This window comes from Amycolatopsis nigrescens CSC17Ta-90 (genome assembly GCF_000384315.1).
In the GTDB taxonomy this organism is placed as follows: Bacteria; Actinomycetota; Actinomycetes; order Mycobacteriales; family Pseudonocardiaceae; genus Amycolatopsis; species Amycolatopsis nigrescens.
The window spans coordinates 2,777,423-2,798,569 of the sequence record NZ_ARVW01000001.1; the positions used below are offsets into that span (position 1 = coordinate 2,777,423).

Consider the following 21,147-nt stretch of genomic DNA (forward strand, 5'->3'; position numbering starts at 1 on the left):
CTGGTTACTTCAGATCCGCGTCCGCCACGACGAAGAGCTCGGAGTGCGGTTTCGCATTCCCGAAGTCCCCGTGCGGCCACGACTTCCGGTTGAAGTTGATGCCGACCTGGCCGGTGAACTCGTCGCGGAAGTTCTGGTCCACCGCGACCTTCCCGTCCTTGCCGAGCGTCACCATGTTGACCTTGTGGTCACCGTCGAGGCCGGACCGAGCCACGAAGTAGTTCGACACCGCGAGCCGCCCCGGCTGGTCGGTCTCGTGGTAGAAACCGTCCGGCCCGATCTCGAAGTGGTCGTAGGCGCCCCAGTGCGGGCCCGCCCCCGGAGTGCCCGGGTTGATCGGTGCCGCACCGACGAGGGTCGGCAGGTCGTCCCCGCCGCCCTGCTGCGCCTTCAGCTTCGTGTCGATCTTGCCCTTGAAGTCGGTACCAGCGGCGACCAGCTTCTGGATGTCCAGCACGTACACGCCACCGGTGGTGCCGGGGTCGTCCGGGCCGAGCGCGCCCTTCTGACGTCCCTGAATCGCCCGGTAGAGGTACTTGTCGTCCGGGCTGGTCTGGATCCACCCGCCGTTGGAGCTGCCGCCGTTGGAGTCGTTGTTCGGGTAGATGGCCTTGTTCGCGGAGCCATCGTCGAACACCTCCGTCCAGTGCGGCTCGGCCGCGGTGATGTCCGGCGTGTAGAACACCGCACCGCCCTGCATGGTCTGCGCGAACGCGCCCTTGTGACCGGGCAGGTTGGTCACCGTGGTCTCCATCACCGCACGGCTTTCCGCGTGCAGCGGGTCCGCCGGGTCGGCCCTGGGGCCGTCCGGCAGGTAGGAGACCGCCTTCAGCTTCGGGTTGTTGCGGTCGGAGATGTCCCAGGTGCGGACGGTCGGCCGGCGCAGGTACGGCGACGGCTGCTTCACCGGGTCGAGAATGATGTTCCTCGGCTCGGCGTAGTCGCTGGTGACCAGGGTGTTCAGGTCCTCACGGGCCTGGATGCCGTGCGGGTTGGCGCAGGTCGGGGCGCCGAGCCTGGGCAGGTTGTCGCACAGCTTCTCGTTGTCACCGCCCGGAGTCTCCGCCGAGGTCTGCGAAAGCACCTTGCCCTGCTGGTCGAACCGGATCACCGCGCCGGGACTGCCGGCGAAGCCGTTGCCGACGGCGACCTGCCCGTTGTCGTACCGGTACGGGCCGGGAACCACCGGGCCACCCATGTAGGTGCCGTAGGCCGTGCCGTCCTTCAACGTCCAGTACGCGTCCGGAACCGAACCGCCGAGCGTCTGCGTGGGCAGGCTGATGCCCTTGAGCTTCAGCTGCGGCAGGGCGCTGACGTCGAACGCGTAGGTCGCGGCCGCGAACAGCGCACCGGCGTAGATGGTGTCGCCCTTGTGCCACACGTACTGCATGTGGTGCGGCTCGTTCTCCACCAGCGGGCCGACGGTGGCGGTGTTCACCACCTTCCCGTAGGTCGGCGACCCGTCGGTCGCGTCGATCACGGCGAGGAAGTCGGGACCAGGCAAGGCATTGCGCACCTTGTTGAGCCCACCGCCGAGCGAGCCGGGCAGGTTCTTGACGTCCTTGACCAGTGTGTCGGCGATGTTCTCATCACCGGCCCACACGAGCAGCCACTTCTTGCGCTTGGCGTCATCCGACTTGGCCGCCGCCACGTCCTTGCTCACCAGGTGGTTCTGCACCCAGTACTGCTTGCCGTCGGAACCGGTCTTTGCGTCGGTCTGCACCTGGACGTCGGCGTATGCCTCGGTATCCCCGGTGTAGGTCACCGCCCCGGCGGCCAGCAGGCCCGCCATCGCGCCTATCAACACTTTTCGCCACTTGGGCGATTTCGATAACATTCGTACTCCGGTGGTCTCGAGAGAACCGTTGGACACATTTCCGTACCCGTTGAAAACACTGAAAACTGATAACGGACACAGCTCTCCCCCGAAAAGGCGCACGGAAAAACAAGTCGTCCCCGCGGGGGAAAGTCGGCTTACGCGTCCCTCGAACCTCTGACCGAGCCAGAAGCCCTTGGGGCGCAACGAAACGGCAGCGTCAACCGGCCGCGAGCGACTCAGCGCGCCGCGAGCCTCGGTGCCGCAAAAGGGGAATCAGGAAGCCATACACAGTGCGCTGGCTTGCTGACGGAGGTCAACGTGCCGACGCCATACCAGCGCAACCCGAGTGGACATGAGCGAAATGTTCTTGCGAACCGGACTTACTGTCAATTGTGTGGTCAAGGAATGAGATAGCACCCGTGGGAGTGACTTTCCCACCATCATCCGGCCCGATAAACCCCATATGCCCAATTTTCAAGGCGAAAATTAGTCTAAATGGGTGAATATGACTGCCCTGAACGCCCCTACAACCATTACTCCCTCACCGATGGCCACCCAACCGGGCGACCTTCGCCAAATTTCGTTACCCGCTTGTAACCATTCCCGGGAACCCCACCCCCCACTCACCCGACCCACCCTTCCCACCCCGGGAGCGCGTTTAGCCCGCTAAACGCACTTCCGGGCAGTGGGGGCGGGCTGCTATGACGAGCAGCATGAGGTCCTCAACTCGGCGGGGCAGGTGCGTCCTGATCGCGGCGCTGCTCGTCGCGCTGCTCCCCGCCGTCCCAGCACAGGCGTCCCCGATACGCGCCCCTTCGGAGTTCGTCGCCCTGCGCGACGTCGACCCGACGATCATCGAGGAGATTCGCTACTTCACCCCGCACAACTTCGTCGGCAGGCGGATCCACGGCTACCTGGAGCCGATGTGCATCCTGACCCGGCCGGCCGCAGAAGCGCTGCGTGCCGCCCAACAGCGGCTCCTACCCCAGGGCTACACGCTGAAGGTGTACGACTGCTTCCGGCCGCAGCGGGCGGTGGACGACTTCGTGCGCTGGGCCGAGCGGTTGAACGACCAGCGGATGAAGACGGAGTTCTATCCGAATATCGATAAATCGACCCTGTTCGACGCCGGCTACATCGCGGCGAAGTCCGGGCACAGCCGGGGCAGCACCATGGACGTCACCCTGGTGAAGCTGCCGCCAGGCCCTCAGCGGCCCTATCGTCCCGGCGAGCCGCTGGTGTCCTGCCTCGCGCCGGTCGGTGTGCGCTTCCCGGACAACGCCGTGGACACCGGCACCGGGTTCGACTGCTTCGACCCGCTGGCGAACACCGCCGACCCCAGGGTGACCGGCCCCGCCAGGCAGCATCGCGACCTGCTGAAGCAGTCACTCGAGGTGGTCGGGATGAAGAACCTGCCCGAAGAATGGTGGCATTTCACGCTGCGAAACGAGCCATTCCCGGACACCTATTTCAACTTCCCCGTCAGCCGCCACTCCCTGACCCGCCCAACCCCTTCCCACCAGCCACCCCCGAATACTTAGCACTGCTCAGGAGCGCGTTTAGCCCGCTAAACGCGCTGGGGGTGGGACGGAGAGAGCCCCCGAGCGAAGGGCTCGGGGGCTCTCTGGGGACTGCTGGCGGTTTAGCGGAAGTCGCGACCGAAGTCGTAGTCGTCCAGCGGAACCGCGGCACCGGTGCCGGTACCGAACACGTCCGGGGTGTAGTAGCCGTCGTCGTAGGACGGGATCGCGTAAGCCGCGACCCGCGCCTCCTCGGTCGGCTGCACCTGGATGTTGCGGTACCTGTTGATGCCGGTACCAGCCGGGATCAACTTACCGATGATCACGTTCTCCTTCAGGCCGACGAGCCGGTCGCTGCGGCCGTTGATCGCCGCGTCGGTCAGGACACGCGTGGTCTCCTGGAACGACGCCGCGGACAGCCACGAGTCCGTGGTCAGCGAGGCCTTCGTGATCCCCATCAGCACCGGGCGGCCGGAGGCGGGCTCGCCGCCCTCGGCGACCGACTGCCGGTTCTTCGCCTCGAACTTCGTCCGCTCGGGCAGCTCGCCCGGCAGGAAGTCGGTGGCACCGGAGTCGATGATCGTGACCCGGCGCAGCATCTGCCGGACGATCACCTCGATGTGCTTGTCGTGGATCGACACGCCCTGCGCCCGGTACACCTTCTGGACTTCGTCCACCAGGTGCATCTGCGCCTCACGCGGGCCCATCACGCGCAGCACCTCGTGCGGGTCACGGGTACCTTCCAGCAGCTGCTGGCCGACCGACACGTGGTCGCCGTCCTGCAGCGGGCCGTCCGGGGTGTTGGCCAGCCGCTGACGCTTGGACAGCTTGTCGAAGACGATCTCTTCGCCACCGTCGTCCGGGATCAGCGTGATCTTCCAGAACCGCTCGCTCTCCTCGATGCGCACCCGGCCATCGACGTCGGCGATCGGCGCCTTGCCCTTCGGCACCCGGGCCTCGAACAGCTCGGTGACACGGGGCAGACCCGTGGTGATGTCGTCACCGGCGACACCACCCTGGTGGAAGGTACGCATCGTCAGCTGGGTACCCGGCTCACCGATGGACTGCGCAGCGACGATACCGACGGCCTCGCCAACGTCCACCAGCTGACCGGTCGCCATCGAGCGGCCGTAGCAGGTCGCGCACACACCGACCGCCGACTCGCAGGTCAGCACGCTGCGCACCTTGACCTCGGTGATGCCGCTGGAGATCAGCTTCTCGATCGCCGGGTCGCCCACGTCACCGCCGCGGTTGAGCACCACGTTGCCCTTGGCGTCGGTGGCGTCGTCGGCGAGGCAGCGGGCGTAGGTGCTGGTCTCCACGTGCTGGTCGCGGAGGACCTTGCCCTCGAACTCCTCGCCGATCTTCATCTTGATGCCACGGGTGGTGCCGCAGTCGACCTCGCGCACGATGACGTCCTGCGACACGTCCACCAGACGACGGGTCAGGTAACCCGAGTCGGCGGTCCGCAGCGCGGTGTCCGCCAGACCCTTCCGGGCACCGTGCGTCGCGATGAAGTACTCCGCCACCGAAAGGCCCTCACGGAAGTTGGCCTTGATCGGACGCGGGATGTACTCGCCCTTCGGGTTGGACACCAGACCACGCATCCCGGCCAGCGACCGGACCTGGGTCATGTTGCCCGCCGCACCCGACTTCACGATGATCGAGATCGGGTTGTCGTCCGGGAAGTGCGCCTCCATCACCTTGGCGACGTCCTCGGTGGCCTGCGCCCAGACCTTCACCAGCTCGTTGTTGCGCTCGGTGTGCGAGAGCTGACCACGCTGGTAGCGCTTCTCCACCTGGTCGGCCTTGGCCTCGTACTCGTCGAGGATGCCCTTCTTCTCCGGCGGCACCACGACGTCCGAAATCGCCACGGTGACACCGGAGCGGGTGGCCCAGTGGAAACCGGCGTCCTTGAGCCGGTCCAGGGTCTGCGCGACCTGCGTCATCGAATACCGCTCGGCGAGGTCGTTCACGATCGCGGCCTGCCGCTTCTTCGGCATCGGCTCGTTCACGAACGGGTAGTCCGCCGGCAGCAGCTCGTTGAACAGCACCCGGCCGAGAGTGGTCTCGGCCAGCCACTGCCTGCCGGGCTCCCAGCCGTTCTCGGCCAGCGCGGCCTCGTCGGCCTTGGCCGGCTGGCGGTCCTTGATCCGGATCTTCACCGGCGCGTGCAGGCTGAGCGACTTGCGGTCGAACGCCATCAGCGCTTCGGCGGGCGAGGAGAACGCCTGGCCGGCACCCTCCGCGTCCTCGGTGAGCCGGGTCAGGTGGAACAGCCCGGTGACCATGTCCAGCCGCGGCATGGCCAGCGGACGACCGGAGGCCGGCGAGAGGATGTTGTTCGCGGACAGCATCAGGATCCGGGCCTCGGCCTGCGCCTCGGCGGACAGCGGCAGGTGCACCGCCATCTGGTCACCGTCGAAGTCTGCGTTGAACGCCTCACAGACCAGCGGGTGCAGCTGGATGGCCTTGCCCTCCACCAGCTGCGGCTCGAAGGCCTGGATGCCGAGGCGGTGCAGGGTCGGTGCGCGGTTCAGCATCACCGGGTGGCCGGTGATGACCTCTTCCAGCACGTCCCACACCTGCGGCCGCGCGCGCTCCACCATCCGCTTGGCGGACTTGATGTTCTGCGCGTGGTTCAGGTCGACCAGCCGCTTCATCACGAACGGCTTGAACAGCTCGAGCGCCATGTCCTTCGGCAGCCCGCACTGGTGCAGCTTCAGCTGCGGGCCGACGATGATCACCGAACGGCCGGAGTAGTCCACGCGCTTGCCGAGCAGGTTCTGGCGGAACCGGCCCTGCTTGCCCTTGAGCAGATCGGACAGCGACTTCAGCGGGCGGTTGCCCGGCCCGGTGACCGGACGGCCGCGGCGGCCGTTGTCGAACAGCGCGTCGACGGCCTCCTGCAGCATCCGCTTCTCGTTGTTCACGATGATCTCGGGCGCGCCGAGGTCGATCAGCCGCTTCAACCGGTTGTTCCGGTTGATCACCCGGCGGTACAGGTCGTTCAGGTCGGAGGTGGCGAACCGGCCACCGTCGAGCTGGACCATCGGGCGCAGGTCCGGCGGGATCACCGGGACGGCGTCGAGCACCATGCCGCGCGGGTCGTTGCCGGTGGCCTGGAACGCGGCCACCACCTTGAGCCGCTTGAGCGCGCGGAGCTTCTTCTGCCCCTTGCCGTTGCGGATGGTGTCGCGGAGGTTGTCCGCCTCGGCGGCCACGTCGAACTCGGTGGCCAGCTTCTGGATGGACTCCGCGCCCATGCCGCCGGTGAAGTACTCGCCGTAGCGGTCGACCAGCTCGCGGTAGAGCAGCTCGTCCGCGATCAGCTGACGCGGCTCGAGCTTGACGAACGTGGTCCAGACCTCCTCGAGCCGGTCCAGCTCGCGCTGGGCCCGGTCGCGGAGCTGGCGCATCTCACGCTCGCCGCCCTCCTTGACCTTGCGGCGCACGTCGGACTTGGCGCCCTCGGCCTCCAGCTCGGCCAGGTCGGCCTCGAGCTTCTGCGCCCGCACCTCGATGTCCGAGTCACGCTTGGTCTCGATGTTCTTGCGCTCGACGCCGATCTCGTTCTCCAGCGTCGGCTGGTCGTTGTGCCGCAGCTCGGTGTTCACGCCGGTGATCACGTAGGCCGCGAAGTAGATGATCTTCTCGAGGTCCTTGGGGGCCAGGTCGAGCAGGTACCCGAGGCGCGAGGGCACGCCCTTGAAGTACCAGATGTGCGTGACCGGGGCGGCCAGCTCGATGTGGCCCATCCGCTCACGGCGGACCTTGGCGCGGGTCACCTCGACGCCGCAGCGCTCGCAGATGATGCCCTTGAAGCGGACCCGCTTGTACTTACCGCAGTAGCACTCCCAGTCACGGGTGGGACCGAAGATCTTCTCGCAGAAGAGCCCGTCCTTCTCCGGCTTGAGCGTGCGGTAGTTGATGGTCTCCGGCTTCTTCACCTCACCGAAGGACCACTGGCGAATGTCGTCCGCGGTGGCGAGGCCGATCCGGAGCTCATCGAAGAAATTGACGTCCAGCACGTCGTTGCATCCCCTTGGGGTTGAGTCGGCTAGAGGGGGTTGGCAACCCGGGTCGGGCTACGCGGGAGGCATCTCCCGACCCGGGCGCGCGGTCATTGAACGACGTCGTCCACCGAGGGCGACTCGTTGCGGGACAGGTTGATGCCGAGGTTCGCGGCGGCACGCTCGAGGTCCTCGTCGTCGGAGTCGCGCATCTCGATCGCCGCACCGTCGGAGGAAAGGACCTCCACGTTGAGGCAGAGCGACTGCAGCTCCTTCAACAGCACCTTGAACGACTCGGGAATCCCCGGGTCCGGGATGTTCTCACCCTTGACGATGGCCTCGTAGACCTTCACGCGGCCGACCACGTCATCGGACTTGATCGTCAGCAGCTCCTGCAGCGTGTATGCCGCGCCGTAGGCCTGCATCGCCCAGCACTCCATCTCACCGAAGCGCTGGCCACCGAACTGCGCCTTACCGCCAAGCGGCTGCTGGGTGATCATCGAGTACGGGCCGGTGGAGCGGGCGTGGATCTTGTCGTCCACCAGGTGGTGCAGCTTCAGGATGTACATGTAGCCGACCGACACCGGGTACGGGAACGGCTCGCCGGAGCGGCCGTCCAGCAGGGTGGCCTTGCCGTTCTGCTTGACCATGCGGTCGCCGTCGCGGTTCGGCTTTGTCGCCGCGAGCAGCCCGGTCAGCTCCTCCTCCTTGGCACCGTCGAACACCGGGGTGGCGGTGTTCGTGCCGGGGTTGACGTCACGCAGCTCCTCGGACAGGTTCTTCGCCCAGTCCGGGTCGCCGTCGATCTTCCAGCCCTGCGAGGCGAGCCAGCCGAGGTGCAGTTCCAGCACCTGGCCGATGTTCATCCGTCGCGGCACACCGTGCGTGTTCAGCACGACGTCCACCGGGGTCCCGTCCTCCATGAACGGCATGTCCTCGACCGGGAGGATCTTGCCGATGACGCCCTTGTTGCCGTGCCGGCCGGCGAGCTTGTCGCCGTCCTGGATCTTGCGCTTCTGGGCGACGTAGACGCGGACCAGCTCGTTCACGCCGGGGGGCAGCTCGTCCTCGTCCTCACGGGAGAACACCCGGATGCCGATGACCTTGCCGGTCTCCCCGTGCGGCACCTTCAGCGAGGTGTCGCGGACTTCGCGGGCCTTCTCCCCGAAGATCGCGCGGAGCAGGCGCTCCTCCGGGGTCAGCTCGGTCTCGCCCTTGGGCGTGACCTTGCCGACCAGGATGTCGCCGTCGCGGACCTCGGCACCGATCCGGATGATGCCGCGCTCGTCGAGGTCGGCGAGCACCTCCTCGGAGACGTTCGGGATGTCCCTGGTGATCTCCTCGGCACCCAGCTTGGTGTCGCGGGCGTCGATCTCGTGCTCCTCGATGTGGATCGAGGTGAGCACGTCGTCCTGGACCAGCCGCTGGCTCAGGATGATCGCGTCTTCGTAGTTGTGGCCCTCCCACGGCATGACCGCGACCAGGAGGTTCTTGCCCAGCGCCATCTCACCGTTCTCGGTGGACGGCCCGTCGGCGATCACCTGGCCCTGTTCCACGCGGTCACCTTCGGAGACCACCGGGCGGTGGTTGAAGCAGGTGCCGTGGTTGGAGCGGCGGAACTTGTACAGTCCGTAGCTCTTCCGGGTGCCGTCGTCGTGCATGATCGTGACCAGGTCGGCGGAGAGCTCCTCCACCACACCGGCCTTCTCCGCGGTGAGCACGTCACCGGCGTCGACCGCGGCACGCAGCTCCACCCCGGTGCCGACCAGCGGCGCCGAGTTGCGCAGCAGCGGCACGGCCTGACGCTGCATGTTCGCGCCCATCAGCGCGCGGTTCGCGTCGTCGTGCTCCAGGAACGGGATCATCGCGGTGGCGACCGACACCATCTGGCGCGGCGACACGTCCATGTAGTCCACGTCCAGCGGGTCGATCAGCTCGACCTCGCCGCCCTTCTTGCGGACCAGGACGCGGTCTTCCTGGAAGTTGCCCTCGTCGTCGATCGGCGCGTTCGCCTGCGCCTTGACGAACCGGTCTTCCTCGTCCGCGGTCAGGTAGTCCACCTGGTCGGTGACCCGGCCCTCGACCACCTTGCGGTACGGGGTCTCGATGAAACCGAACGGGTTGACCCGCGCGTAGGAGCAGAGCGAACCGATCAGGCCGATGTTCGGGCCTTCCGGGGTCTCGATCGGGCACATCCGGCCGTAGTGGCTCGGGTGCACGTCCCGGACCTCCATGCCGGCGCGCTCACGGGACAGACCGCCGGGGCCGAGCGCGGACAGGCGGCGCTTGTGGGTCAGCCCGGACAGCGGGTTGTTCTGGTCCATGAACTGCGACAGCTGGGAGGTGCCGAAGAACTCCTTGATCGCGGCGACCACCGGGCGGATGTTGATCAGGGTCTGCGGCGTGATCGCCTCGACGTCCTGGGTGGTCATCCGCTCGCGGACCACGCGCTCCATCCGGGACAGGCCGACCCGGATCTGGTTCTGGATCAGCTCGCCGACGGTGCGCAGGCGGCGGTTGCCGAAGTGGTCGATGTCGTCGGTCTCGACCGGCACCTCGACGCCGTTGGAGGAGGTCATCTTGTCCTCGCCGGCGTGCAGCCGGACCAGGTACTCGATGGTGGAGACGATGTCCTCTTCGGTCAGCGTGCCGGTGTCGTACGGCGACGCGAGACCCAGCTTCTTGTTGACCTTGTAGCGGCCGACCTTCGCCAGGTCGTAGCGCTTCGCCTTGAAGAACAGGTTCTCCAGCAGGGTCTGCGCGCTCTCCTTGGTCGGCGGCTCGCCCGGACGCAGCTTGCGGTAGATGTCGAGCAGCGCCTCGTCGGTGCCCGCGGTGTGGTCCTTCTCCAGCGTGGCCAGCAGGGTCTCGCTGAAGTGGAAGCGCTCGCGGATCGCCTCGGTGGTCCAGCCGAGCGCCTTCAGCAGCACGGTGACCGGCTGGCGGCGCTTGCGGTCGATGCGCACACCGACGGTGTCGCGCTTGTCGACGTCGAACTCCAGCCAGGCACCCCGGCTCGGGATGATCCTGGTGCTGAAGACGTCCTTGTCGGTGGTCTTGTCGACGCTGGTGTCGAAGTAGACACCGGGCGAGCGCACCAGCTGCGAGACGACGACACGCTCGGTGCCGTTGATCACGAAGGTGCCCTTGTCGGTCATCACCGGGAAGTCACCCATGAAGACCGTCTGGCTCTTGATCTCGCCAGTGTTGTTGTTGACGAACTCGGCGGTCACGAACAACGGGGCCGCGTACGTCATGTCCTTGTCCTTGCACTCCTCGACGGAGGCCTTGACCTCGTCGAAGCGCGGGTCGGAGAAGGAGAGGGACATGGAGCCGGAGAAGTCTTCGATGGGCGAGATCTCGTTCAGGACCTCTTCGAGGCCGCCGACGGGGTTCTCTTCACCTTCTTCGACGCGGCGTTCGAACCACGCCTCGTCGCCGGTGAACCATTCGAAGGACCGGATCTGTACGTCGAGCAGGTTGGGAGTGCTGAGGGGCTCGCGGATCTTTGCGAAAGAGACCCGCGTGGGTGCTCCTGGAATTCCCGTTGACTCCGATGCGGATACAGCCGTGGTGGTCGCAGCAGTGGCCTGGTTCGCGGGAGAGACTGCCAAGATGCGTCCTTCCGGGGACAATGAGCGGTGAGCAGCCGCGTTAGCAACTACTAAAGCGACTGTCAAGGGTGCCGTGGTGCCCACCATCCTAGCTACCGGTTCCGGGCAGCCTGAAAGAGGGCAGCGCAAAGAAGCAGTCTAGCCCGAAAGACGCACTCTGTCGAGGGGCGCTCCAGACGGGGCCCAGCTCGATCGCAACGTCTTCAGGTATGCCTCCCGGCTCGCTTTCTCCCGCATGAGTGCGGCCGTTGCCAGTAAGCGTGAACCCACGGCGCCCGTGAGTCAAGATGCCACGCCTTGCTCCCGCCGGTTGGCGCAGTGTTCCCGGCCTTGTGCATACAGTCACAAGGCCGGGTTACCCCAATTGGCGGACAGCGCGGGGGCGTTGTCCCTGGTAGAGGCACTACCAGGGGGTAGTTCAGGGAGACGGGCCGGTCAGTTGCCCGGCGGGGGCGGCGAGCTCGCCGGCGGCTGCACGGCCGGCTGCGCGACGTGGTAGGCGTCCAGGTCGGAGACCTTCCACTTCCCGTCCTTGAGCTCGGCGGTCACCGAGAGCTGGGAGCCGCCGGCGGCCTTCTCGTTCTTGTCGGTGCGGATCGACGTCTGGTCGACGAACACCAGCACCTTGGCCCGGTCGCCGTCCAGCAGGATCACCGCGCTGCGGGTGACCTTGCAGGTCACCACCATCTTCTGCTCCGGGGCCAGCCGTTTGACCTCGGCGAACTCCTTGTTGTACTTGTCGCGGACCACGTCGGTGACCAGCAGGTCGTTCGCCGCGTTCTCGGTCTTCGCGATGTTGTTGAAGTCATAGGAGAACAGGCTCTCCACCGCGGTGTTGACCTCTTGCTTCACCTGCGCGGTCTTCGCCATGTCGAGCAGCGCCGCGTTGCCGGTCGCGGAGTCCAGCTCGCCCTGTTCGATCTTGAAGTACACCGCCAGCCCTGCCAGCAGCACCGCCACCACGACCAGCACGCCGGCGATCGTGAGCAGTTTCTTCCTGGTCTTGGTGGCCGTGACCACCTCGGGCGAGCGCTCCTCCGGCTCGGCATCGGGGACGGTCTCGACCTCCGCCTCGGAGGCCGGTTTCCGGGCACCGCCGTCCTTGGCCTTGGCGCGTGGGCTCGGCTTGGCCTTCACCGCGGACTCTTCGGTGTCCTCTGTGGAGTCCTGCACGGAGTCCTCAATGGAATCCTGTGTGGACTTCCCCGGCAGGGTCTCCGGCTCGCCGGTCAGCGCGTCCACCCGCGTCGCGGCCCCAGTGTCCTCTGTGGCCGCTGTGTCCTCTGTGGCCTCGGCAGCCTCGGCAGCCTCGGTGGCCTCGGTGACCTCAGGAACCTCAGCCGCCTCAACGGTTTCCGGGCTGTCGATGACGGCATGGTCCTGAGGTGTCTCGGCGTCCTGCGGCCGCTCCGGCGTCGGCCTGGGCCGAGGGCTCGGCTTCGGGGTGCTGCTCGCCGGCTTGTGCAGGCCGGCCACCTTGGGGCGACGGACCGGCTGCGTTGGCTTGCGGCGGGAGGGGGGCAACGTTGACTCCGTTCTGAGGTGACGCAGAGATCGGTGGTGCGGCGGCTATCCGGCGCTGACGACCGGCACCTGCTCGATGCCGGAGACCTTCCAGACCTGCGAACCGTTCTCGTCGATCCTGGACATGGTGACCTCCAGCCGCATCGGCTTGGTGCTGCTCTTGTCACCCTGCTTGACGTCCACCTGGATCGCGGCCAGGAACCGCGCCTTGCCCTCGTCCCCGTTCAGCTCGTCCACCGCGAGGTCCAGGATCTTCGTGGTCGCCACCGTCTTGGCCTCGGCCAGTGTCTTCTTGTTTGCCTCACGGCCGGCGTTGATCTGCTCGCCGATCTCCTTGGTCGCGGCCTTCACCTGCTGGTCGAAGAACTCGTCCGGCCGGTTGAAGTCCAGCTGGGTGAACGCGAGCACCGCCGCACTGCCGACTCGCACCACGTCCTCACGTTCGGCCGCCCGGTTCGCGTTGTCGTCCGCGGCGGCCACACCCCACAGCACCCCGAACAGCGCGGCCGCCAGGAAGGCCGCGGTGGCCAGCGCCGCGGCGCCGAAGACGAGCCGGCGCGGCATCGTCGTGTCCGGCACCTTGGGCTCGTCCGCGGTCTCTTCGGCGTGCTCTGCGCTCTCGGCAGCCTCGGTGGCGCCGGCGTCGGGTTCCACGGCGTCGGCCTCTTCGTCGACCGCCGGGGTCTCCTCCGCCTTGTCGGAACTCATAGGACTCCAGAGTAGGTAATGGTTGTCAGCTCGTTGTCAAGTGCACTGTCAAGAGCACTCAGCCGGACAGGCCGAGCAGCCCGCGCAGCCCGTTCACGGTGAGCGCCGGGCCGCCGGCCACACCCGGCACCCCCCTGGACGCCCGGTTGGCCGCCAGCTCCTCGCTGTCCCGGTTCTTGTTCCGTTCCACGTCCTCCGGAGTCGGCAGCTGCGGGACCCCGTTGTACGGCGCGTTCGCCGAGCCGCGGACGTTGATCGGGCTGCCCTTGGGCTCGGCACAGTACGCGTCCGCCTTGGCGTCCCGGTCGGCGACGTTCGCCGGGCCGTTGCCGCCGCGGTACTGGTCGTAGGGCAGGTAGCCCTTGGTGCACGGCGGCGGGTCGAACAGGTTCAGCGCCAGCCCGAGGTGCGCGGTCCCGTCGCCGGGCGCCACCGTCTGCCCGCCGACGCCGAGGATCGGGTAGGTGACCAGCGCCTGCTCCAGGCCGTCCTGCCGGGTGACCAGCAGGTTGGACGTGGTGAGCAGGTTCGCCAGCAGCGCGCCGAGGCCGGGCCCCGACTCCGCCAGCACCTCGCTGATCTGCCTGGACACCTGCGGGGTCACGTCGATGACCTTGCGAATGTCGCCGTCGGAGTTCTTCAGCGTCTCGGTCAGCTTGTTCAGGTCCTCGCTGAACGACTTGAGCGAGCCGGCCTCCGCGTTCTGCGTCTGCAGCACCTTGCCGCCCGAGTCGAGCAGCTGCACGGTCTGCGGCAGGTAATCCCTGGCGGTGCTGGTGAAGTCGCGCGCGGTGTCCATCAGCACCTGCAGGTCGTCGCCGGTGCCGGCGAAGGCGTTGTAGGACTCGTCGACCACGGTGCGCAGCGCGTCGGTGGGCACCGAGGAAGCCAGGCTGTCCAGGTCGCTGACCAGCTTGTCCGTGCTCACCGGGGTCTTGGTGCGGTCGACCGGGATCACCGCCCCGGCCTGCAGGGTCTCCCCGCCCTCGCGGACCGGGCGCAGGTCCACGTACTGCTCGCCGACCGCGGACCGGTTGGCGACCACGGCCTGCAGGTCCGCCGGCACCGGCGGGGCGTCCGGGTCGATGTCGAGCTGGGCCTCCAGCCCGGTCGAAGTGAGCTTCAGCGGACCGACCCGGCCGATGTTGTAGCCGCGGTAGGTCACCTCGGCGTTCTGGAAGATGCCACCGGACTCGGCCAGCTCGAGCCGGACCGAGTAGCCCTTGCTGCCGAACACCTCGCCGAGGCCGGCGAACCGGATCAGCGCGTACACGATCGCCACCACCGAGATGATCGCGAACGCGACCAGCTGGAACTTCGTCCTGCGCACCAGCATCAGCCCGCACCTCCTGCCAGGACGTCGAAGATGCCCGCGGCACCAGCCTGCCGCGGTGGCCTGCCGCCGCCCTGGCCGCCCTGCGCCGAGGACGTCTGCTGGGTGCCTGCCTGCGGGGACTGCGGCAACGGCAGCGGCGGCGGCTGGTTCGGCTGCACGCCCTGCACCCCGCCGGTGAGGCCCTGCGGCAGGCCGAGCCCGTCCAGCGGGTTCTGCCTGCTGCGCCCCAGGTTCGCCAGGATCTCCCCCAGGTTCAGGTCGATCTTGCCGTACAGGTTGAAGTAGTCGCCCTGCACTCCTTCGATGGCGGCGTCGTTGAACGGGAAGGTGAACAGCACTTCCAGCGCCTTCGGCAGGTTCGCGCCGGCCTCACCGAGCTTCTGCAGGGTGGGCAGCAGCGCCTTGAGGTCGGCCACCAGATCGGCCTTGCTCTTGTTCACCGTGTCCGTGGCGACTCCGGAAAGCTCCTGCAGCGCCTGGAGCATCCGCACCAGCTGGCCGCGCTGCTGCTCCAGCACGCCGAGACCGGGACCGAGGTTGTCGATCGCGTTCCCGATCTGCGCGGTCTGCCCGTTCAGCGTGGAGGTGAGCCGGTTCAGCCCGTCCAGCGCGCGGGTGATGTCGCTCGACTGCGCGTCCAGCGTGCTGACCAGTTTGTCCGCGTTGTTCAGCAGGTTCTTCAGCTCGGGCTCGTTGCCGGCGGTGGCGTTGTTCAGCTCCTTGGTGATGGTGTTCAGCTGCTCCACCCCGCCGCCGTTGAGCAGCATGGACAGCGCCCCGAGCACCTCTTCCACCTCGACGCTGCGGTTGGTCCGCGCGAGCGGGATGACCGCGCCGTTGCCGAGCTTGCCCTGCGCCTGGTCCGGGCCAGGCGTGGCCAGCTGGACGTACTTCTCGCCGAGCAGGCTGGACTGCTTGACGTTGGCCAGCGCGTTGGCCGGCAGCTGGACGTCGCCGTTGACCCGGATCGTCACCTCCGCGTTCCAGCCGTCCGGGGTCAGCCCGATCTCCTCGACCCGGCCGATCGGCACCTCGTTCACCTTGACCCCGGACTGCGGCACCAGGTCGAGCACGTCCCGGAACTGCACCTTGATCGTGTACGGGTGGTCACCGAGCTCGGCGCCGCCGGGCAGCGGGATGTCGTAGATCCCGCTGAAGGAACTGCACCCGCCCAGCAGCACCGCACCGGCGGCGGCCAGCGCGGTCAGTTTCGCCGTGCGCCTCATTTCGGTGCTCCCAACGCCGAGGGCGAACCGTAGAGGTCACCGACGATGGGCAGCGGCAGGGAGGGCAGCTTGCCGGTGTTGAACCCGTTGAGGATCTGCGCGATGGACGGGATCGGAACCAGTCCGTCCACCACCGGCGCCACCGTGGAGCAGATGTCGCCGAGTGCCTTGAGCGCCTCCGGCGCCTGCTTGAGCAGTCCGCAGACCATCGCCGCCGGCGGCTGGGTGAGCTCGTTCAGGATCGGCCTGGCGTCCAGCGTGCCGGACGAGGCGTTGTAGGTGTTCATCAGGTTGCCCAGTGCCAGCGGCGCCAGGTCCAGGGTCTCGGCGAGCGCGCCGCGCTGGTCCACCAGCACCTTGGTGACGCTGGCCAGTTTGTCCACATTGGACTTCACCCGGTCCCGGTTGCGTTCGATGAAGCCCTGCACCGAGGTCAGCGTGGTGCCCAGCTGCTGCACCGTGGCCGACAGGTTGCCGCGCTCGCCGGCAAGGAAGTCGGAGACGTCGGCCAACTGGCGCTCGAACTGGCGCACCTGGCCGTCGCTGTTGGCCAGCGTGGTGGTGAAGTCGCCGAGGTTCTGGATGGTGGCGAACAGGTCGTCCTTGTTCCCGGACAACGTGCTCGCCGCCTGGCCGAGCCTGGTGATGGTGTCGTGCAGGGCCTGGCCGTTGCCGTCGAAGTTCTTCGCGGTGGTGTTGAGCAGGTCCGACAGCGAGCCGTTCTTGTTCGCCCCGTTTGGTCCGAGTGCCTCGCTGACCGTGGACAGGCTCTTGTACAGGTCGTCGGTCTCCAGCGGGACCGCGGTGCGCTCGATCGGGATGGTCGCGCCGTCGGCGATCTTCGGCCCGCCCTTGTAGGCCGGCGCGAGCTGCACGTACCGGTCGCTGACCAGTGAAGGGGCCACGATGATCGCCTGCGCGTCGGCGGGCACGTCCACCGCGCGGTCGTACTCCAGTTCCACCTTCACCCGGTCGCCGAGCGGCTGGACCTTGGTGACGGTGCCCATCTCCACGCCGAGCATCCTGGCGCTGTTGCCCTCGTAGAGGCCGACCGTGCCGGTGAAGTAGGCGGTCAGGTGCTTGCGGCCGGGGTCCTTGAGCACCCACCACAGCCCGCCGGCCACCAGCAGGCCGAGCACGCACGCGATGGCCACGCCGCGGGCGAGGTTCTGGCCGAGCCGGGTGTCACTCATTTCTGGTAACACCCCTCTTCGTTGAGCGGGCCCACCGAAGGCAGCAGCAGGCCGCAGATGTAGTTGTCGAACCAGCGGCCGTTGCCGATGGTGTTGTTGAACACCCGGACGAACGGGGCGAACTTCTTGATGCCCTCGCCCAGTGCGTCCTGGTTGCGCTGCAGCATGCCGGTCAGCTGGTCGAGCTGCGCCAGCACCGGATCCAGCTGCTTGTCGTTGTCGTCCACCAGTCCCTGCAGCTCGGTGGACAGCGTCCTGGCACCGTCCAGCAGGGCGGTGATCGCCTCCTTGCGCGCGGTCACCTCGGCCAGCAGCTTGTTGCCGTCCTGCAGCAGCTTGGTCACCTCCGCGTCGCGGTCCACCAGGGTCTGGCTGACCTGCTTGGTGTTCGCCAGCAGGCTGGACAGCTGGGTGTCGCGCTTGGAGATGGTGTCCGAAAGCTTCGACAGCCCGGACAGCGCGCCGCGCAGGTCCTCCGGGGTGTTGGCGAAGGTCTCGGAAAGCGTGTCGAAGCTCTTCGCCAGCTGGGTGGTGTCGATCTCGTCCACCGTGTTCGACAGGCCCTGGAATGCCTCGATCACGTCGTAGGGCGCGGTGGTCCGCTCCCGCGGGATACCGGTGTCCGGGCTCAGCGTGGCCTGCCCCATCGGATCCAGCGAAAGGTACTTCTGGCCGAGCAGGGTCTTGATCTTGATCGCCGCGCTGGTCTTGTCGCCGAGCCAGGCGTCCTTGACCTTGAACGAAACCCGGACCTTGTCCCCGGCCAGCTCCACGTCGGTCACCTTGCCGACCTTGATCCCGGCGACCCGCACCTCGTCGTCGTCCTTGAGCCCGGCGGCCTCGGAGAAGTCCGCGGTGTAGGTGGTGCCCGCGCCGATCACCGGCAGGTTCTCCGAGTTCAGCGCGGCCACGATGCCGAGCACGATGGCGACCAGCCCGACCAGCGCGATCGGGACCGGGTTGCGTTGCTGGAAAGACTTCACCTCAAGCACCGCTCCCGGCTCGCCGGCATCAGCGGGATGTCGATCGGCTTGGTGATGATGCCGGGGATCGACACGCTGCCGCTGAGCTCGCACGCGTAGAAGTTGAACCACGAGCCGTAGTCCGCGGTCCTGGTCATTTTCTCCGCCTTCTCCGGCAGGAACTGGATGAAGTGCTCGACCACCGACTCGCTGTCGTTGAGGTTCTTGGTCAGCTTGCCGAGCGCGTCGATGTCCTGCTTCAACGGCTCGCGGACATCGGTGAGCAGCCCGGCGGTGGTGTTGGCCAGTCCGCCGAGCGACTCGATCGCGTCCCCGATCGGCTTGCGGTCCTCGGCAAGGCCGGAGACCAGCTGCTGCACCTTGACGATCAGGTCGGACAGCTGCGGAGTGCGTGCGTTGACCGTGTCCAGCACGCCGTTCAGGTTGTTGATCACCTGGCCGATCACCTGGTCCTTCTCGGCGATCGTGGTGGTCAGCGAAGCGGTGTGCGCGAGCAGGCTCTGCACCGTGCCGCCCTCGCCCTGCAGCACCTGGATCACCTCGTAGGACAGCTTGTTCACGTCCTCCGGGTTGAGCGCGCGGAACAGCGGCTTGAACCCGTTGAACAGCTCGGTCAGGTCCAGCGCCGGCTTGGTCCGCTCCAGCGGGATGTTCCCGCCGGCCGGCAGCACCTTGTTGATGTCGCCGGTGCCCTGGCCCAGCGACACGTAGCGCTGGCCGACCAGGTTCCGGAACTTGATCTGCGCGGTCACCCCGGCCGGCAGCTTGCGCCCGGAGTCCACCTCGAACTCCACCTCGGCCTGGCGCCGGTCGACGATCCGCACGTCCTTGACCTGCCCGACCCTGACCCCGGCGATCCGCACGTCGTCGTTCGGCAGCAGCAGGGTGGCGTCGGTGAACCGCGCGGTATACGCGTTGGTGGCGCTGGTGTTGATGTTCGCGATGCTGATGCCGAGGATCGCGGTGAACAACACGGTGACCACCATGAAAATGGTCAGCTTGACCAGCGGTGCGACCAGTCCCCTCACTTGACCGTCACCTCCGCTCCCCGATACAGCGGCCCGACCAGCAGCCCGGTCCAGCCCGGCACCTCGGCCGGGTCGATGCCCACCTGCGGCCCGACCAGCTGAGCCAGCAGGCCGTGCTCGGCCGAGGTGTAGGCGGGATTACCGGACGGCGCGCCACCGCCGTTGTACCCGCCCACGTTGGCCGAGTTGTTCGCCGGGTTGAGCCCGTCGTTCATCGAGCGCGCGACCGGCGGCACCGAACTGCCGTCCTTCGGCCAACCCTCCGGCGGCCCCTGCGGGAACGGCAACGGGAACTGCTGCATGTCGTAGCACCGCGGCCCGCGCTTGTCCTGGTACTGCGGATCGTCCACGCCCGGCTTGTACTGGCCGCGGTTCGCGGTCACCTCCAGGGTGGCGTGCAGACCCGGCTTGTCGGTGCCCTTGCCGAACACCACGTTCAGCTTGTCCACCAGCTCCGACATCTGGCCGAGGAAGCACGGGTACTCCGGCGAGTACTCCGCCAGCAGTTCGGCGGTCGGCCGCGCGGTGTCCGCCAATGCGATCAGGTTGCTCGAGTTGGCGTGCAGGAAGGACTGCAGGTCCTGCGACGCGCCGGTCAGGTCGCCGTAGAGGTTCTGCAGGTTGCCCCGCTGGTCGACCACCGTGCGGGTGGTCGTGGTCAGGTTGTCCAGGCTCTGCACCAGATCCGGCGCGGCCGCGTTCAGGTTGTCCGAGAACTTCGCCAGCTCGCGCAGGTTGGTCTGCAGCTGCGGCAGATGCGGGTTCAGCTCGCCGACGTACTGGCCAAGCTCGCTCAGCGTCTCCCCGAGCGGCTTGCCCCTGCCCTGCAGGGCGGTGGAGATCGCGGTCAGCGTGCTGGACAGCTTCTGCGGCTGCACCGCCTGCAGCACCGGCATCAGATGCTCCAGCGCCTGGTCCAGCTCGACCGCGGGCATGGTGCGGTCCTGCGGGATCACGTCGCCCTGGCGCAGCGTGCGCCCGGACGCGCCGTCCGGGATCTCCAGCGAGACGAACCGCTCGCCGAACAGCGTCTTCGGCAGGAACCGCGCGGACACGTTCTCCGGGATCAGCTTCGCCGACTCCGGGTCCAGCGCCAGCGTCAGGTCGGCGCCGTCGACGGTCGCGGAGATGTTCTGCACCGAGCCGACGATCAGCCCGCGCACCTTGACGTCGGACTGCCGGATCAGCTGGTTGCCCACGTTGCCCGCCTTGAGCGTCACCGTGACGAACGAGCTGAACGACTTGTTGTACAGCGCGATGCTCAGCGTCACCCCGCCCACCACGAAGACCACCAGCGCCAAGCCGAGCAACCGGCGGCGCAACGTGGCCAGCGCACCTCTGCTCATCCCGCGATCCTCACCGACACATCGGTTCCCCAGATGGCGAAACCGATGAAGAAGTTCATTATCGACACCGTGACGATGGTCAGCCGGACCGCACGGCCCACCGCGATACCCACCCCGGCGGGGCCACCGCTCGCGCGGTAACCGTAGTAGCAATGCGAAAGAATGATGAAAACGCTGAATATCAGCACTTTTATGAACGAGTAGAAGACGTCCTGCGGTGGTAAGAACAGGTCGAAGTAGTGGTCATAGGTACCGGCCGACTGGTTGTAGATGTAGATGACCACCATCCGCGACGCCAGGTACGACGCCAGCAGGCCGATCACGTACAGCGGGATGACCGCGACGAACCCGGCGATGATCCGGGTGGTCACCAGGTACGGCAGGCTGGGCACGCCCATCACCTCGAGCGCGTCGATCTCCTCGGAGATCCGCATCGCGCCCAGCTGCGCGGTGAACCCCGCGCCGACCGTCGCCGACAGCGCCAGCCCGGCCACCAGCGGCGCGATCTCGCGGGTGTTGAAGAACGCGGTGAGGAAACCGGTGAACGCCGAGGTGCCGATCGAGTTCAGCGCGGAGTAGCCCTGCAGGCCGACCAGCACACCGGTGAACAGGGTCAGGCCGACCATCACGCCGACCGTGCCGCCGATCACCGCCAGCGAGCCGGAGCCGAAGCTGACCTCGGCGAGCAGCCGCATGACCTCCTTGGTGTACCGGCGGATGGTGCGCGGGGTCCAGGCCAGCGCCCGCGCGTAGAAGGACATCTGGTCGCCGAGCTGGTCGAGCGTCTCCAGCGGCCGGTTCGCGGCCCGTTTCAGGCCCTGGGTGAACGATGCCATC

At 67.3% G+C, this 21,147-nt stretch carries 13 protein-coding genes; 1 reads left to right on the plus strand and 12 read right to left on the minus strand.

What is annotated here, in order from left to right; all coding sequences use genetic code 11:
- Positions 1–4: 4 nt before the first annotated feature.
- Positions 5–1,792 carry a hypothetical protein gene (locus AMYNI_RS0112935; protein WP_020668439.1) on the minus strand — a complete coding sequence of 596 codons (1,788 nt, stop codon included), beginning with the start codon at positions 1,790–1,792 and terminating at the stop codon, positions 5–7.
- 740 nt (positions 1,793–2,532) lie between these two features.
- Between AMYNI_RS0112935 and AMYNI_RS0112940 the strand changes: the two genes are divergently transcribed.
- Positions 2,533–3,360: a M15 family metallopeptidase gene (locus tag AMYNI_RS0112940; protein WP_020668440.1), complete on the plus strand. Its 828-nt coding sequence runs from the start codon at positions 2,533–2,535 to the stop codon at positions 3,358–3,360.
- Positions 3,361–3,461: 101 nt separating this feature from the next.
- On the opposite strand, the gene AMYNI_RS0112945 is transcribed toward AMYNI_RS0112940, so the two are convergent.
- The 11 genes from AMYNI_RS0112945 to AMYNI_RS0112995 all read right to left on the minus strand — a co-directional run bounded on the left by AMYNI_RS0112945 (position 3,462) and on the right by AMYNI_RS0112995 (position 21,146).
- A complete protein-coding gene (locus tag AMYNI_RS0112945) occupies positions 3,462–7,370 on the minus strand; it encodes a DNA-directed RNA polymerase subunit beta' (RefSeq protein ID WP_020668441.1) in 3,909 nt (1,302 codons plus the stop codon).
- A 92-nt stretch (positions 7,371–7,462) separates the two neighbouring features.
- A complete protein-coding gene (rpoB, locus tag AMYNI_RS0112950) occupies positions 7,463–10,966 on the minus strand; it encodes a DNA-directed RNA polymerase subunit beta (RefSeq protein WP_020668442.1) in 3,504 nt (1,167 codons plus the stop codon).
- A 435-nt stretch (positions 10,967–11,401) separates the two neighbouring features.
- Positions 11,402–12,490 (minus strand): hypothetical protein, encoded by a 1,089-nt coding sequence (locus AMYNI_RS44435; protein ID WP_026360394.1) that lies wholly within the window; start codon positions 12,488–12,490, stop codon positions 11,402–11,404.
- A 45-nt stretch (positions 12,491–12,535) separates the two neighbouring features.
- Entirely contained in the window at positions 12,536–13,198 is a 663-nt protein-coding gene (locus AMYNI_RS44440; protein WP_020668444.1) for a hypothetical protein, read from the minus strand.
- Positions 13,199–13,256: 58 nt separating this feature from the next.
- The gene (locus AMYNI_RS0112965; RefSeq protein WP_020668445.1) at positions 13,257–14,534 is read right to left on the minus strand and encodes an MCE family protein; all 1,278 of its coding nucleotides are present in this window, start codon (positions 14,532–14,534) and stop codon (positions 13,257–13,259) included.
- Positions 14,534–15,760, minus strand: a complete 1,227-nt coding sequence (locus AMYNI_RS0112970) for an MCE family protein (protein WP_020668446.1) — start codon at positions 15,758–15,760, stop codon at positions 14,534–14,536. Before AMYNI_RS0112970 ends, AMYNI_RS0112965 begins: the two co-directional genes overlap by 1 nt.
- Positions 15,757–16,953: an MCE family protein gene (locus tag AMYNI_RS0112975; RefSeq protein ID WP_020668447.1), complete on the minus strand. Its 1,197-nt coding sequence runs from the start codon at positions 16,951–16,953 to the stop codon at positions 15,757–15,759. The genes AMYNI_RS0112970 and AMYNI_RS0112975 overlap by 4 nt, the downstream gene beginning before the upstream one ends.
- The gene (locus tag AMYNI_RS0112980) at positions 16,950–17,936 is read right to left on the minus strand and encodes an MCE family protein (protein WP_020668448.1); all 987 of its coding nucleotides are present in this window, start codon (positions 17,934–17,936) and stop codon (positions 16,950–16,952) included. Before AMYNI_RS0112980 ends, AMYNI_RS0112975 begins: the two co-directional genes overlap by 4 nt.
- On the minus strand, positions 17,933–18,964 hold the full coding sequence (locus tag AMYNI_RS0112985; protein WP_020668449.1) for an MCE family protein: 1,032 nt from the start codon (positions 18,962–18,964) through the stop codon (positions 17,933–17,935). The genes AMYNI_RS0112980 and AMYNI_RS0112985 overlap by 4 nt, the downstream gene beginning before the upstream one ends.
- Positions 18,961–20,310 (minus strand): MCE family protein, encoded by a 1,350-nt coding sequence (locus tag AMYNI_RS0112990; RefSeq protein WP_020668450.1) that lies wholly within the window; start codon positions 20,308–20,310, stop codon positions 18,961–18,963. Before AMYNI_RS0112990 ends, AMYNI_RS0112985 begins: the two co-directional genes overlap by 4 nt.
- On the minus strand, positions 20,307–21,146 hold the full coding sequence (locus tag AMYNI_RS0112995; RefSeq protein WP_020668451.1) for an MlaE family ABC transporter permease: 840 nt from the start codon (positions 21,144–21,146) through the stop codon (positions 20,307–20,309). The genes AMYNI_RS0112990 and AMYNI_RS0112995 overlap by 4 nt, the downstream gene beginning before the upstream one ends.
- Position 21,147: the final 1 nt, after the last annotated feature.